This window comes from Vibrio sp. JC009, assembly GCF_029016485.1.
In the GTDB taxonomy this organism is placed as follows: domain Bacteria; phylum Pseudomonadota; class Gammaproteobacteria; order Enterobacterales; family Vibrionaceae; genus Vibrio.
This window is the reverse complement of record NZ_CP092106.1, coordinates 371,041-385,177: the sequence shown is the minus strand read 5'-3', so window position 1 is coordinate 385,177 and position 14,137 is coordinate 371,041. Positions and strand designations below refer to the sequence as shown.

Sequence of the window (14,137 nt, the reverse complement as noted above, 5' to 3'; positions counted from 1 at the left end):
AGAAATTTTTCTGACTTTTTCCTATATACAAGGATAAGCACTTAGAAGTAACAAGTTATCCACAAAATCCTGTGGATAACTATCAATCGTCACTATCAAAGAAATAAGATATGCGTGAGCGGGGATTTAGATACTCTCTGACATTATCAGGTAATTTAGAAGGAACAATTGCTCCCTCTATCTTTATGTCTTTATCTGCCAGGTCAACAATAGGAGCCTGAGTCCGGGGAACATTCGAATCATAAAGCAGTACATTCGGGTAAAGAATGTTGCTTGCGTTAACAGAGATCACCATGCCCACCATTTTATTTGAAAGGTGAACAACGGTTCCCGGCGGATAAACCCCCATAAACTTGATCAGAATATTGAGGTTTTCACTGTTATATAGTGCCTGGCAGTTCTTATACATATAAGCCAGCGCGGTATAAGGCACCTTCTGCTCAGCGGTAATATTGGTGTGGCACAGATTGTCGTATGCATTTACTACTGCAACTATCTGCGACAGCTCATCAATATCATCCCCTTTTTTACCATCGGGGTATCCGGAACCATCAACCATCTCATGGTGCTGGGTAATAATTCTTTTTGCGCTGTCAGGAAAATCTTTAATCGCATCGGCCATGTCGAGGCCATACTTGGTATGAAGCTTAAGGTAGTTTTGCTCAGGCTCTGTCAGAGGCGTGGTTTTACGCAGAATCGCCGTAGGGATCTTGATCTTGCCGATATCGTGAAACAGGGCACCAAAAGCCACTTCTTTTATCTGCTGACTATTAAGCCCCTTATTTTTGGCGATCATCATCGACAAAATAGAAACGTTGAGCGAATGGAAGTAGATATCTTCAAACTCACTCTTACCATTCATCAGGTGTAGAGTCACGTTATCATCGGAAAGCAGCTTCTCAACGATATCGTCCACCATCAGAGCAGCTTCGTTAACCGCAGTCTCAGGACGGCTGCGTATCTTGCTCATAACAGAACGAAGTTGTGAAAGTGAACGTTCAAACTCTTTTTCACAGCTAATAACACGACGCCGGTAATTATTCAGCTTATCAATGCGCGACTGTTTCTCATCCCACATCTTTTTGGTTTGCTCATCGATATTAACTTCTTCTGACTTTGAGTCTTCAGAGCCTCCGGTTTCGGTGACCGGAAGCGGAGTCGTATCACTCTGGCTTGGATCTATATAGACGTGCTGAATCCCCAGATGTTTGATCATGTTGATCTGATCCTGGTTCTTCAGTTTAAAACTATTGAAAAGGAATGGATGCTCATTCCACTTTACTGGCAGACGAACATGCAGCCCCGGCCGAATTCTGTCTACAGTAATTTTAATGCTAGCCACTTTTTTCTAAACGACCCGATCTATATAAGTTGAAACACAACATAAGCATAAGACATTTGAGAAACATTGATAATGCATTCCAAGTGTCGATATGCACCTCAATGCCGGAATGTTGCGATAAGTTACATTCCGTTCTTATATATTAGCAAAACTATAAAGTAAGAGTTATATTCGGAAATATAAATAAAATCAACAGTGATAGCACCTCAGGATCACAGGTTCTGAAAACTGAAATGCTACCGTGCCATCATCTTTATGACTGAAACTGCTTGATCAAACGCTGAAGTGCTTCAAGATTATCCACCAGCATACTTGTCCTGGACACCGATCCTTTAGACGCCTCAAGAGTTTCATCCGCCAGCGTTTTAATGTTCAACAGATTGTTATTCACTTCCTGAGTCACACCCGCCTGTTGATCAACCGCCACCGCTATCTGGTGACTATTATCGGTTACACGGTTTAGCATATCAGCGATGTTATTTAGCACTCTTCCTGTGTCGCCGGCTTTCTCAGTGCAGTCTTTGGAAAGCTCTCCGCCCTTCTCCATTATAGAGACGGCATTGTCCGCTGTTTCCTGAAGCTGAGAAATCATCCCCTGAATCTCATCGGTTGACGATCTTGTCTTAATTGCCAGAGAACGGACTTCATCTGCAACCACAGCAAAACCACGCCCGGCCTCCCCGGCCCTTGCTGCTTCAATGGCGGCATTTAGTGCCAGCAGATTCGTTTGCTCTGATATTGTTCCGATAACATCCAGAATGCTTTCGATTTTCTCACTATTTTTAGAAAGCTGATCGATAACCTCTCTTGAGTTCTCCAGCTCCCGGGCAAGATTATCGATAACTGCGATAGTTTCGTTAATACGTTCCAGCCCTGCATCTGATTCTGAGCGGGCCTCCTCTGCAACCTTTGAAGCAGAAGACGCGCTGGATGACACATCGTTAATTGACTGAGTCAACTCTTCAACCGCAGCAGCAACCATTTCAGTTTCACTGTACTGCTGGCCAAGGCTCTGCTCTATCGACTGAATGGTTCCAAACTCTTCTTCCGCATTAATCAGTATCTTACCCGCAGTCTCAGCAGTCCGGCCAGAAACAGCTCTTAGCTCAGCCTTGCGCATCATCAGCGCCAGTTCAATTTGTGAATAATCGTCAAAGCATCCGGTATATGGCTTTTCCATAAGCGGATTACTATAGGCATCATTGGCTAGCTGTTTGATTTTGTTAAAGCGCTTGCCGTGATAAAGAGAGAGACCCATCATCAGTGCAGACAGAGTAATTCCTGCAACGCCTATATATAGTGGGGAGATACCCGCCAGCAAAAGGGCAGATAGCAGCAAGGTAATCAGACCAAAAGCTAACGGCGCTGATACAAAAGGAAGTCTGAAACCTGAAACTTTCTCACCCTTATTTAGCTTCTTATACAGCTCTGCTGCGCGGTCAATCTGTTCCGGTTCAGGTTTTGAGCGAACGGACTGATATTCCGTTATTTCGCCTTTTTCGTTTTTAATCGGTGTAACAAAGGCAGAAACCCAGTAGTGACCATCACCCTGACACTGATTCTTAACCAGACCCATCCAGCTTTTTCCGGACTGAATGTACTGCCATAGCTGGCCAAATGCAGCTTTCGGCATATCCTTATGCCGCACAACGTTATGCGGTTTACCAATAAGTTCCTCTTCCTTGTACTCAGCGACATCACAAAAAACTTCGTTCGCATAAGTGACAATACTGGAAGGATCAGTCGTCGATATCAGGTTCACATCTTTCGGGTAGTTTTTATTTCTTGGATCTCTACTACTGGACATAGGTGATACTTTGGTCAATGGCTAAAACAGAAATGCTACATATAACAAATTACAGACAAATTAATATGACAGCTATCAATAAATACGCCGTTAAGTAAAATGCACCATAAAATTCAACACCTAACCCGTTGATAATAAAAAAGGCTTCCGAAGAAGCCTTTTTTATCAGAATCACATTAGCCACTTCCACCAGATAAAGACACCCAGGAAACCAAACAGGTACGCCAGGCCAACCCAACAAAGTGCCTTCAGCCTTGGAGTTAGTGCTAACTCACCTTCCAGTTCTGAACGAGTAAGAAGTTTATAGTTCAGTAAAGCAAAAACAGGGGTGGTCATAAATGCCAGAATCATAGCGAAGTTCAGCATCGTCATCAGTGCTGATGTAAAGAACATCAGGATAGCCATAGCGATAACGCTCACTACAATCATCCATATATTGTGATGCTTACGCTGCTCAAGCGGCTTTTCCTGAATCAATAGCTGCGCTTCTGCCATCGCGCGTGAATAACCATCAATAACCGTGATTGTGCTGCCAAAGATACAGAAGAAGGCAACCACTGCGATAAGATAGCGTGACCACTCACCAATAGTCGTTGCATACATACTAACTAACTGGTGAGAGAAGCCAATTCCCGAAGTTTTCAGTTCCTGACCGTTTCCGTGAAGAACCAGAGCACCGAGAGCAAGGAATACAACAGCCAGAAGTGCGGTACCAATATAACCAACATTAAAATCAAACAGCGCTGATTTTGCCGTTACATTTTGCTCTTTACGCTGACTCTTAAGCCACATTGATGTCAGGCTAGAGATTTCGATAGGGGCCGGCATCCAGCCCATCATTATCACCACAAAACCGATAGCAGCGATACTCCAGACAGAAGGCGCTTCATACTCAGCTGGAGCAACAGCGCCATTACCGAATGCAATCACTACTGCACTCACAGTTGCAAGCACCAGCACTGCCATGATGACCTTTGACAGACCATCCAGGGCTTTATAGTGCCCAGCCAGCAGTATTGCCAGACAAACCACCAGAATCACTCCGGCATTGGCAGTCAGAGAAAGCTCAAAGGGAGAGAAATAGCTCAGAAGACTAGCACTGAATAGCAATAAAGCGGCGCTATTTACCACAGACGAGACTCCGGCCAAAGCGGTAAACAACCATAAATAAGGTTTGCCCAGATCTTTATACCCTTCAATCAGGCTCTGACCCGTTCCCATAGTGTACTGTACGCCTGCCCGGAAAAACGGATACTTAAAAAGATTTACAAGCAGAATGACAGCCGCAAGTTGCCAGCCATAAATGGCACCGGCTTTTGTTGATGCCACAAGATGAGAGCCACCAACAGCTGCCGTTGCCGTCATGATTCCCGGGCCAAGAAGTCTTATTGAATCTACCAGCCGGTTCCCACCGGTCCGGCTTTCTACTGCCACTGAGTTGTCCATGGTTTGTCCTTATATACTCATATTTTATGCAGCCAGAGTTTTTCTGTCTGTCAGGTCACTGATATTTAGAATGTCAGGGCTATTTTTCTCCTGACCACCTGTATAATCAACCCCTCCCAGATCTCACAAAAGTAGATAAGTCCAGATGAAGCAGAAAAACCAGTCAATCACTTCTAGTTAAGAAAGCCAAACCTGCCAAAAATAGCAGTAAGCACTAGAAAAAAACGATATTAATTTTTACACCATTCGTATAATTTTCTTTACACAGAATGAAATCCACTGAATTTTATATAAAAAGTAATACTGCTGATTTTACACAAGCAAAAAAACCGGAGCTAAGCTCCGGCAATCCACACAACATATAGAGTAGTTTTTATTAGAGTGTCCAGACGAGCCTGCAGGCAATAAGGATCAATATCGCACCAGTCAGACGATCGATTAGCTGAGCTTTTGATCGTAAGCGATCAAGCAGGATCGGAGAGGAGAGCATCAGAGTAATAAAGGTATACCAGAGCCCGTCAACAAAATAGGGCGTTGCGACAATCAGGGTTTTGCTGCTCAGTTCATTTCCGGCGGTAATAAACTGACTAAACAGGGCGGTAAAAAACATCATGATCTTAGGACTGGTAAGCGATATAAAAAAGCCCTCTTTCGCTGACTCTAATGCACTTACTTTTTCTCCGGATTCCAGTCTGGCTGCTATGCCCCCTTTTGAACGCAACGCATTCACACCTAAATAAGCAAGATAAACAGCACCAACGATGCTGATAGCTTTAAATACAATTGGAAACTGATGCAGTATCGCAGCCAGACCAACCAGAGTGATCAGTGCATAGATTGCGATTCCGGTTGCATGAGCCCATGCGGTTGCAATTCCGTTAATACGGCCACCCGCAAGACTGTGTTTAGCAACAATAGCCAGACTTGGCCCTGGCGACATAGCCCCCAGCAGGCATATAGTAAATAGAGATAACCAAACCGTAAAAGTCATAAATATTCCAGCGACAACACTTTATTTCGAACAACAATAGCAACAAGCAGCTATGAATTGAAATTAAAATAATTCATTCAGGTTATGATTTTAGATTATACCCAATAGAGTAAATCGAACTCTTCAGCACTTCAGAAGCCTGCTCCCGCACCCAGCTATGAGCCGGATCCTGGTCATACTTGGTATGCCATATAAGCCAGTATTTATGGCTGGCAAGATCGAGTGGAATGGTCCGGTAAATAACAGGCAGAGTCTGGCTAACCGTTCTGGCGATATGTTCAGGTATGACAAGGAGGTAGTCGCTGTTTAGCAAGGAGTGAAATGCCGCCGAAAAGAACGGAACCCGAAGTCCTATGGTCCGGGTTCTCTTTATTTTACGCAGTGCGGCTTCAAACTGAGAGTTTTTATCTCCCCCGGCACTCACAACGATATGCGGGTAGCGAAGAATGTCGTCAACGCTGAGCTCAGGCTGCTGAGACAAAGCGTGTCCCTGACTCATTACGATAACAGGCTTATCTTCACCCAAAAACAGACTCGATAATCCATCGGGCTTTTCAGGCAACATTGTCGATGCCAGGTGTATGTTGGTATTGGATAACTCCGACAGATACTCCGGTTGCCACATGACATATCTAAAAGTCGCATTCGGAGCCTGTTTTCTGGTCTGCACCACAAAGTCAGGAAAGATATACTGAGCGACATAATCACTGGAAGCAAAAACCACCTCTCCGCTCCATTGAGACGGCTCAAAGTTTTGCTCATCCAGTAAATGATCAAACTCTTTAAAAAGCGCAGAGAGTTTCACTTTGATATCCAGAGCTTTAGGAGTGGGGATCAGGCGGTTTCCTTCCCGGATCAACAGAGGATCACCAAACAACTCCCGCAACTGAGATAACTGGCGGCTAACAGCAGATTGAGAAACATGTAAACGTTGAGCTGCATTGCTGACATGGCACTCTTCCAGCAGTACATGCAGAGAACGGAGCAGATTAAGGTTTACATTACTGAGCATAAGTTTCCCGGATTAATACAGAATGAAAAGTCATTCTAACAGATATAAAAAAACCCCGGCGAGCCGACCGGGGAGTTTATACATACAAAACAAAGCTCGAACATCTCAGTAAGGATCTATTTACTCTTTTTCTCCCAGCTTTTGGTCAGGTAGTTACGTGCTTCACAACAAGGGCAGTATGGCAGTACTTTACTATCGTCATCCAACACAACTGCTATACGGCACTTTTCGCACATATAAGAGCCCTTTCCTGGCTTATCTCCTGTAGAAAACATTCTACACCTCCCCTGTGAATATCAACTGGGGCCGATTGTATAACTAATGTTAAAAAAATGTTCAGAATTCAGTCACACAAAAGTGAATCCAAGCTAATAATTGAAACATTGATGATCCGGATCAAAATATTTTCTTTACATTAAAAAAACAAAAAAGCAGAGATCCAAAAAAGGATCTCTGCTTCAATAATCAACCGGATGTCAGAAAAATTATTCCTGATACTCAAACTCGTTGATGATCACTTCTACTCTTCGGTTTGCCATACGGCCTTCCGGAGTATCATTTGTTGCTTTCGGCTGGCTCTCACCCATACCTTTTACAGTTACGCGTGACGCTTCAACGCCCTGTGTATACAAGTAATCTGCCACTGCCTGTGCCCGGTTTTCAGACAGCTTCTGGTTGTATGCTTCAGAACCAACAGAGTCAGTATGACCAATGATTTCTACTTCAGCCTGAGGATACTTATCCATTACACCAACAATCCAGTCAAAGTACTGCTCACTACCCTGAGCAAGCTTGTAGCTGTCATTATCAAACAGCTCAGTACCAAACTCCTGGAAGCGCTTAATCTCTGGTTTTGGCTTTTCTACCACAGGTGCCTGTTCTTCTACTACAGGTGCCGGCTCAGGAGCAGGCTCAACTTTTGGTTCAATAACCGGAGCGGGTTTAGCCTTGCTGCCAAACTTATAGGTAAGACCCAGGAACACTGAATCAAGATCCATACCTTCAACAAAGTCATCCTGAATATTGTTGATACGCTGATACTCTAAACGGCCAAGCAAGTTTTTAGAGAATGCATATTCAGCACCCAGAGCGCCCATTAAAACAAGGTCATCTGCACTGCCGTAATCTACTTTCGCAGCACCCAGCTTGGCAAAAATATCCAGACTATCCATTGGAAGTGTCAGTTTAGGCGCAAGCGTAAATGCGGAGAAAGTATCATCAATAACGACAGAGGTGCCATTATCATTGAAGTTAGACTCCAGGCTGCCTAAGCGGTCATAACCAGCTTCCAGTGCAATCATATCTGTGAAATCATAACCGGCATAAATACCACCGCCAAAGCTATCGTCATCACATGGGGAGCTTGCATAACAAGCATCATCGGCCCAGGTATTACCCAGCTTACCACCCAGGTACACCTCTGCATTAGCTACCTGGATAGAAAGAGCAACAAGAGAAGGGAGTATAATAGCGACTTTTTTCATAATAATTCCTTTTGTATGTTCTTTTGTTCGCATAATTAGACTGAACATAAATCAGACTATAGCCATTTGTATATTCAATCTATTGATTTCCTATTATTTAAACCCTCTATTACCCAATTTTTAAGCTGTGTCTTATTTTTGATTATTGTTACTAATTTGTTGCTAAATATTTGGTAAGCATCACAAAAAATAATCCGCATTTAAGCACGGTTATTTTGCGAAAATGCCTTTCATTTACTAATATTTAAGTAACTTCTAATGCTCATACGCATACAGAAGTTCCTAGCCAACTGACGTTTTGTTTATGTTTATTGTTTGCCAGTCATCCCCATGGCTGGCTTTTTTTGCTACCTCAGAATGTGATGAGTTGATTTTCACAGAGCAGAAACAACAAAGCCCCGACATAAGTCGAGGCTTTGTTGTTTAAATGATGGTACCGGTGAGCGGACTTGAACCGCTACGCCCGAAGGCAACGGATTTTGAATCCGTCGTGTATACCAATTTCACCACACCGGCAATTTGTTCTGAGCATTATACGGATGAAACCTTACCACGCAAGGATAAAGCTGTTATTTGTGAGTTAGTTGCCGATTAATTAGCCATACTTTTCTCTGAGCATATCTGAAATCGTCTCTACCACTCTGGAACTTGCCGCTTCTGCATTGTTAACATGGACAAGCATTTGATTCAGAACTTCATCATCAGACTTCCAGTCCTCTCCAACCAGTTCCAGTGCCGCATGAATATGCTCGTGAACCTGAATATGGTGAGTTTCCAGACTCTGATAAGCAGATAACTCGTGGAAGCTCTTATAACCCTCGCCTTCGTAGTACCACTTACCTAAGTTACAGCTGTAATGATCACCTCTCACTTCATCAGCCTCAGTGCCAGAGCCTTCCCGCTCCAGACCGATATAGCTGTTCTGCATATAAACCACATGGTCCAGTTTCACCAGAGAAGCAAAGGAGAGATCTTTCGCCTGATTCATCAGCATAATGGTTCGCTGCGAAGCATCTGCTACTTTGTCGAAGTTCACATGGAAGTTGGTCACTTCATCACTGACTGTCTTGGTCTGTTCTCCGACGGTTAAAGTCTGAGAAACCATATCCTCAATCTGACTGGTCAGAGAGCTGATAGTACTGTTTATTTCAGCGGTTGATGAGCGGGTTCTGTCCGCCAGCTGGCGCACCTCATCTGCTACCACAGAAAATCCCCGGCCAAACTCACCAGCCCTTGCCGCTTCTATGGCAGCATTAAGAGCAAGAAGATTAGTCTGATCGGCTATATCGGTAATAACTTTGATGGTTTCAGCAATGCGGATACTCTCCTCTCCAAGATTCTGCGCCGTGCTTTCCATTGCCGACATACGTGAATTCATATCGTCTAAAGAGTTACGGATAACACCAACAGCAGAAAGGCTCTCCTCCGCCCCGTCCCGGCTCTCAGTTGCAATGGAAAGCACATCGTCCATTTTGCTTGAAAGACCGGCCAGCTCGTGCTGGTTATTTTTCAGATTAATCAGAAGGTTTGTGGTGTTGATATGGTGCAGCTCACTGCGCAAGCGGTTCTGTCTGGCGAAGATATGGGCTTTCTCCATGGAGTCGATAGCCATATTGATATTAGTCATTGTCTTGGCAAACTCACCGGGCAATCCCTGAACCAGACCCTTTCGGTGATACTTATTTTCACTGGCACGCTGGAAGGTATTCGACAGCTCCTTAAAGTTTGTCTCCACAATATCCAGCAGATCGTTCAGCGCCCAGGCAACATGCCCAATCTCTCCAAGTCCCTTTGTTTTCACAATGCGGATATGGATATTACCCTTTTTCGCCTCATCCAGAGCCTCCCTGATCTTTTCCAGAACATACATAGGGCGCCCCTGATCATAATAGGCATACGTAGCAAATAGGATGGCGAACACCGGCAAAACCAGGTTCATTGAACTGATGCCGTAATTGTAAATATTAACGGCAGATAAGAGGCTCGTAACAGACACAAACACCAGGCAGATAACCAGGAATTTCTGTCTGAGCAGCAGTATATTTCGGCTGACTTTACTTGTACGTTTAATCACTATCAGCCTCCTTTATAGTGTTCGTGGTAAAGGCTAAGGATAAATTCTTCATAGCAGGTCTGGTGAGATTCTAAGATGCTGTTTTGCAGCCAGCTCCAGGAAGCTTCGGGCGCTCTGTTCTTTTCCATTGAACGCTCTTGCTGAAGCATCTGCCGGTAAACAGGTTCAATCACCTCTAATGCACCTCGCGGAGCCGAACGCCTGACAGAGTAAAATCCGACAATACTGCCGTTTACCAAATCGGGAGTAACATTTGCGAATACCCAGTAGTAGTTGTGTTCTGAGGTGTAGTTTTTTACAAAACCAAAAAACTCTTGCTTAGACTTTATTGATTTCCACAATCCGTAAAACACCCCTCTGGGCATATCCGGATGACGGATAATGTTGTGATTCCTGCCAATCAGCTGCAATTCACTATAGTTAGCCACACGCATAAAGGTTCTGTTGGCGTATGTGATCATCCCTTTGGTATCTGTCTTGGTAACGATAAATTCATCATTACCAAATGAGACTTCCTTCTCTGTACCCACCAGCAACTCCCTGTTCGAGTATTGGGAAACCGTATTTCAACTATAGGTGATGGATGTAATTCCTCAAGAATCGTGTTGATATTTTTAACACCTGAAGGCAATTCCAGCTCTATAAAAAACAAAAGGCTCCGATAATTATCAGAGCCTTTCGGATAAACTTTCTTTGTAGAGTTTAAGACTGCTCAGGCATACGTGATAACGATCCATAAAGCGCAGCAAAGCTGAGGCACGCCATATAAACAATCAACGCACTCTTAATGATCGTTCCCGCCACATTCATCAATTCCATAGCACCACATGATGAGCAAGCCGGGCTGGCAATAAAGCCTGCGGCAATTGCAGCAAGCACTGCAAACACTACAGAAATGCCTACACTTTTTCTGATCATTGAACCAATCACAGCTAATCTGCCAGTAACCATAACTCACCCCAAATAAAAAACAGTCATTAAGTAACAAAAGTCTCAATACAAAGAATAGCACTAATTCTTAGAAGTAAATCTTGTTTGCACAATTTACTTTTCACCTTTTGAAGTCAGGCGATTTTAGAGTAAATTGGCTAATAAGTTAGCTGATATTCTATTCTTATACCAATGCCCGTAATTAGCTGTTCAGTGATTGCCGGGATTGGTATTCACTCTTTATCTGAAGAATAACGATGAAAAACAAAGCAGATTACCCAAAAGCAGGTCTTTTCAGACGTCTTGCCGCCCTTATTTATGACGGTCTGGTTATTATTGCGATTGAAATGATGGCTGCCGGTGTGGTCATTGCCGTATTAGAAGCCCTTGTTGCTGCTGGAGCGATGGAGTATGCACCGTATATAGATGCCAGCGATTTACTTTCCAGACACCCTGTTGCCAGCTCTCTCTTTACGCTCTATCTGGTGGCTTTATGGGTTGGATTCTTTGTCTATTTCTGGACCAGAGCCGGTCAGACAGTCGGTATGAGAGCCTGGAAGCTCAGGGTTCAAAACAGTAACGGCAATGCGGTTACTCTAACTCAGGCTCTGATAAGAGTCGCCACATCAGCCTTTGGCCTTGCAAATCTGAGCGTACCTTTTGATCCTGAAAAGCGTGGGTTTCATGATATGTGGGCAAAGACAGAAGTGATTGTATTAAAAGAGCCGAAGTAACATAAAAAAAGAGAAGCAACACACCGCTTCCCTTTTTTAATTCCTTACAGCTTTCTTCTTAACAGCATAATTGCCACACTCAGAAACACCAGACTGGGCGCTATCGCTCCGACAAATGGCGGAATGCTGTATACCAGACTTAACGGCCCGAAGAACTCACTGGAAATATAGAAGGTAAACCCGGCAATCACACCAGAGAGGATCCTCGCACCCATAGTAACGCTTCGCAGTGGTCCGAATACGAATGAAAGTGCCATCAGCATCATTACCGCAATGGAAAATGGCTGGGTTATTTTGCGCCAGAAGGCCAGTTCATAGCGGGAAGCGTCCTGCTCTGATGCTTTCAGGTAACTGACATAATCGTACAAGCCACTTAATGCCAGCTCTTCCGGTTTTACCGTCACTATCGCCAGCTTGTCCGGTGCCAGAGAGGTCGACCATTCATAACTATCAAGTCTGACTTTAGATATCTCGACATCATTCGCCATATCCGTGATCTGAACGTCCTTCATTTGCCACTTGTTGTCGCCGATATAACTGGCACGCGCAGCGTAGATCACTTCATCCAGTTTCTTTTCCTTGTTAAAGCGCCATAGGTTAATGGCTTTTAACTGGTTGTCGTCAACCCGTCCGATAAAGATAAAGTCACCCGCATCACGCGCCCAGACACCGCTCCGGACCGAAACAATCTGCCCGCCGGAGATAGAAAATGCTCTCAGTTCACGCGCCATTTTCTGGGCCTGTGGTGCACCCCACTGCCCCAGCAGCATAACAATCAGCATAAGAGGAACAGCGGTTTTCAGAACCGACAAACCGATATCCAGCTTGGAATAACCAGAAGCCTGCATTACCGTCAGCTCAGAGCTGGCAGCAAGCATACCAAGGCCAATCAGTGCCCCCAGCAGCGCAGCCATCGGGAAGAACATTTCAATATCCCGGGGAACAGAAAGTAAAACGAAATAAAGCGCCTGCAGCAGGTCGTAGGTACCCCGGCCTACTTTACGGAGCTGTTCCACATATTTAATAATGCCGGACAGTCCGATAAGCGTTGCTAAAACAATAGAGCTGGTAGCAATAATGGTTTTGCCGATGTAGATATCAAGAATCTTAAACATGCCTTATGCTACCTTTCTTCTCTTCTGTTTTATTCTGTCTTTCAATCTGCGAACGGCGACGCTATCAAGAGTGTTCATAACGATCCCGGCCAGCAACAGAGCGCTGTTAATCGGCCACATGCCTATCTGAGGAGGAACAGAGCCATCTTCCATTGCCGATTTCATGGCACTTAATGCCAGGAAGTAAGCCAGATAAAGCAGTATTGCCGGTCCCATTTTAGCAAAGCGGCCCTGACGAGGATTTACAGCAGACAGAGGCACAACAAGCATGGTAAGCATAGGAATACAGATAATCAGAGAAATACGCCAGTGCAGCTCAGCGTTGGCCTTAATACTCGGGTTACCGATAAGCTCAAACGTCGATCTGGCTTCCCAGTCCCGGCCTTTTTTCCTGACTTCCCGCTGGCCAATCAGCGCATCGTACTCATCAAAGTGGGTCACCATATAATCCAGACGGAAAGGCACCCCTTCATACCGAGAGCCCTCTAACAGAGACAGTACCTGTCTGCCGTCATCAAGTTCTTTAACCACGCCGGTTTTAGAAAGAGCAACACTCGGTCGGATAGACTCTCTCGGAACTATCTGTGAAATAAAGACACTTTCGAGCTGTTTTCCGTCTACATCATCAATAAATACTACTGCTGAGCCATCGGGCGTTCTCTGGAACTGCCCTTTTTGCAGAAGTTCAACACTGTTGTCTGCCGCAACTTCTTCCAGTAACTGAGCTTCTCTGTCCTGAGCCCATGGAGCGAGCCAGAGTGAGTTAAATGCAGCAACACCAGCAGTAATCAAAGCCAAATAAAGTGCCGCCTGAATAAGGAATTTATTGCCGATTCCTGTGGCATTCATTACGGTAATCTCACTTTCGGCATACAAGCGGCCAAAAGTAACAAGAATCCCGATATAAAGACTAAGGGGCAGCATTAGCAGCCCCATCGCTGGCATATTAAGGCCAACAATGGAAAAAATTAAGCTCGCGGGGATATCACCATCGGATGCATCGGCCAAAACACGAATGAACTTCTGACTAACAAAGATCAGAAACAGCACAAAAAATATGGCAAATTGGCTCTTGATTGTCTCGCGGGTCAAATATCTGACAATAATCACGCTAAAAGTACCTATACAAAACTTGTTTTTTTAGTCTAATCACTATAATTTCTCGTTGAACCTTTTATTTTTTTAATTTTTGGCTAATTGTT

General features: G+C 44.3%; 13 protein-coding genes and 1 tRNA gene. 1 reads left to right on the top strand and 13 read right to left on the bottom strand.

The features are described 5' to 3' along the window. Positions 1–82: 82 nt before the first annotated feature. From L3Q72_RS01860 to L3Q72_RS01810, 11 genes are all read right to left on the bottom strand, one after another. On the bottom strand, positions 83–1,342 hold the full coding sequence (locus tag L3Q72_RS01860) for an HD-GYP domain-containing protein (protein WP_275130999.1): 1,260 nt from the start codon (positions 1,340–1,342) through the stop codon (positions 83–85). A gap of 253 nt (positions 1,343–1,595) precedes the next feature. Next, positions 1,596–3,149: a PAS domain-containing methyl-accepting chemotaxis protein gene (locus tag L3Q72_RS01855; protein ID WP_275130998.1), complete on the bottom strand. Its 1,554-nt coding sequence runs from the start codon at positions 3,147–3,149 to the stop codon at positions 1,596–1,598. A gap of 171 nt (positions 3,150–3,320) precedes the next feature. Beyond that, positions 3,321–4,595 carry a divalent metal cation transporter gene (locus L3Q72_RS01850; protein ID WP_275130997.1) on the bottom strand — a complete coding sequence of 425 codons (1,275 nt, stop codon included), beginning with the start codon at positions 4,593–4,595 and terminating at the stop codon, positions 3,321–3,323. Between the two features lie 376 nt (positions 4,596–4,971). Continuing rightward, positions 4,972–5,586, bottom strand: coding sequence for a LysE family translocator (locus tag L3Q72_RS01845; RefSeq protein WP_275130996.1), 615 nt, complete (start codon positions 5,584–5,586; stop codon positions 4,972–4,974). A gap of 82 nt (positions 5,587–5,668) precedes the next feature. Next, positions 5,669–6,598 (bottom strand): LysR family transcriptional regulator, encoded by a 930-nt coding sequence (locus tag L3Q72_RS01840; RefSeq protein WP_275130995.1) that lies wholly within the window; start codon positions 6,596–6,598, stop codon positions 5,669–5,671. A 116-nt stretch (positions 6,599–6,714) separates the two neighbouring features. Beyond that, on the bottom strand, positions 6,715–6,873 hold the full coding sequence (locus tag L3Q72_RS01835) for a hypothetical protein (RefSeq protein ID WP_275130994.1): 159 nt from the start codon (positions 6,871–6,873) through the stop codon (positions 6,715–6,717). 210 nt (positions 6,874–7,083) lie between these two features. Then, a complete protein-coding gene (locus L3Q72_RS01830) occupies positions 7,084–8,082 on the bottom strand; it encodes an OmpA family protein (RefSeq protein ID WP_275130993.1) in 999 nt (332 codons plus the stop codon). Between the two features lie 431 nt (positions 8,083–8,513). Next, a tRNA-Leu gene (locus L3Q72_RS01825) sits at positions 8,514–8,598 on the bottom strand. A gap of 79 nt (positions 8,599–8,677) precedes the next feature. Next, entirely contained in the window at positions 8,678–10,156 is a 1,479-nt protein-coding gene (locus tag L3Q72_RS01820) for a methyl-accepting chemotaxis protein (RefSeq protein WP_275130992.1), read from the bottom strand. A 2-nt stretch (positions 10,157–10,158) separates the two neighbouring features. Continuing rightward, entirely contained in the window at positions 10,159–10,686 is a 528-nt protein-coding gene (locus L3Q72_RS01815; protein ID WP_275130991.1) for a PAS domain-containing protein, read from the bottom strand. A 172-nt stretch (positions 10,687–10,858) separates the two neighbouring features. Next, entirely contained in the window at positions 10,859–11,107 is a 249-nt protein-coding gene (locus L3Q72_RS01810) for a hypothetical protein (protein ID WP_275130990.1), read from the bottom strand. Between the two features lie 236 nt (positions 11,108–11,343). Between L3Q72_RS01810 and L3Q72_RS01805 the strand changes: the two genes are divergently transcribed. Then, positions 11,344–11,820, top strand: coding sequence for an RDD family protein (locus tag L3Q72_RS01805; RefSeq protein ID WP_275130989.1), 477 nt, complete (start codon positions 11,344–11,346; stop codon positions 11,818–11,820). A 44-nt stretch (positions 11,821–11,864) separates the two neighbouring features. Here L3Q72_RS01805 and lptG read toward each other — a convergent pair whose 3' ends face one another. After that, positions 11,865–12,935: an LPS export ABC transporter permease LptG gene (gene lptG / locus L3Q72_RS01800; protein WP_275130988.1), complete on the bottom strand. Its 1,071-nt coding sequence runs from the start codon at positions 12,933–12,935 to the stop codon at positions 11,865–11,867. A 3-nt stretch (positions 12,936–12,938) separates the two neighbouring features. After that, a complete protein-coding gene (gene lptF, locus L3Q72_RS01795; RefSeq protein ID WP_275130987.1) occupies positions 12,939–14,045 on the bottom strand; it encodes an LPS export ABC transporter permease LptF in 1,107 nt (368 codons plus the stop codon). Positions 14,046–14,137 lie beyond the last annotated feature (92 nt).

What these genes read in the sequence shown, in the direction of transcription:
- L3Q72_RS01855 (WP_275130998.1), bottom strand. Translation starts at nt 3,149, where the DNA reads ATGTCCAGTAGTAGAGATCCAAGAAATAAAAACTACCCGAAAGATGTG.
- L3Q72_RS01850 (WP_275130997.1), bottom strand. Translation starts at nt 4,595, where the DNA reads ATGGACAACTCAGTGGCAGTAGAAAGCCGGACCGGTGGGAACCGGCTG.
- L3Q72_RS01845 (WP_275130996.1), bottom strand. Translation starts at nt 5,586, where the DNA reads ATGACTTTTACGGTTTGGTTATCTCTATTTACTATATGCCTGCTGGGG.
- L3Q72_RS01840 (WP_275130995.1), bottom strand. Translation starts at nt 6,598, where the DNA reads ATGCTCAGTAATGTAAACCTTAATCTGCTCCGTTCTCTGCATGTACTG.
- L3Q72_RS01835 (WP_275130994.1), bottom strand. Translation starts at nt 6,873, where the DNA reads ATGTTTTCTACAGGAGATAAGCCAGGAAAGGGCTCTTATATGTGCGAA.
- L3Q72_RS01830 (WP_275130993.1), bottom strand. Translation starts at nt 8,082, where the DNA reads ATGAAAAAAGTCGCTATTATACTCCCTTCTCTTGTTGCTCTTTCTATC.
- L3Q72_RS01810 (WP_275130990.1), bottom strand. Translation starts at nt 11,107, where the DNA reads ATGGTTACTGGCAGATTAGCTGTGATTGGTTCAATGATCAGAAAAAGT.
- L3Q72_RS01805 (WP_275130989.1), top strand. Translation starts at nt 11,344, where the DNA reads ATGAAAAACAAAGCAGATTACCCAAAAGCAGGTCTTTTCAGACGTCTT.
- lptG (WP_275130988.1), bottom strand. Translation starts at nt 12,935, where the DNA reads ATGTTTAAGATTCTTGATATCTACATCGGCAAAACCATTATTGCTACC.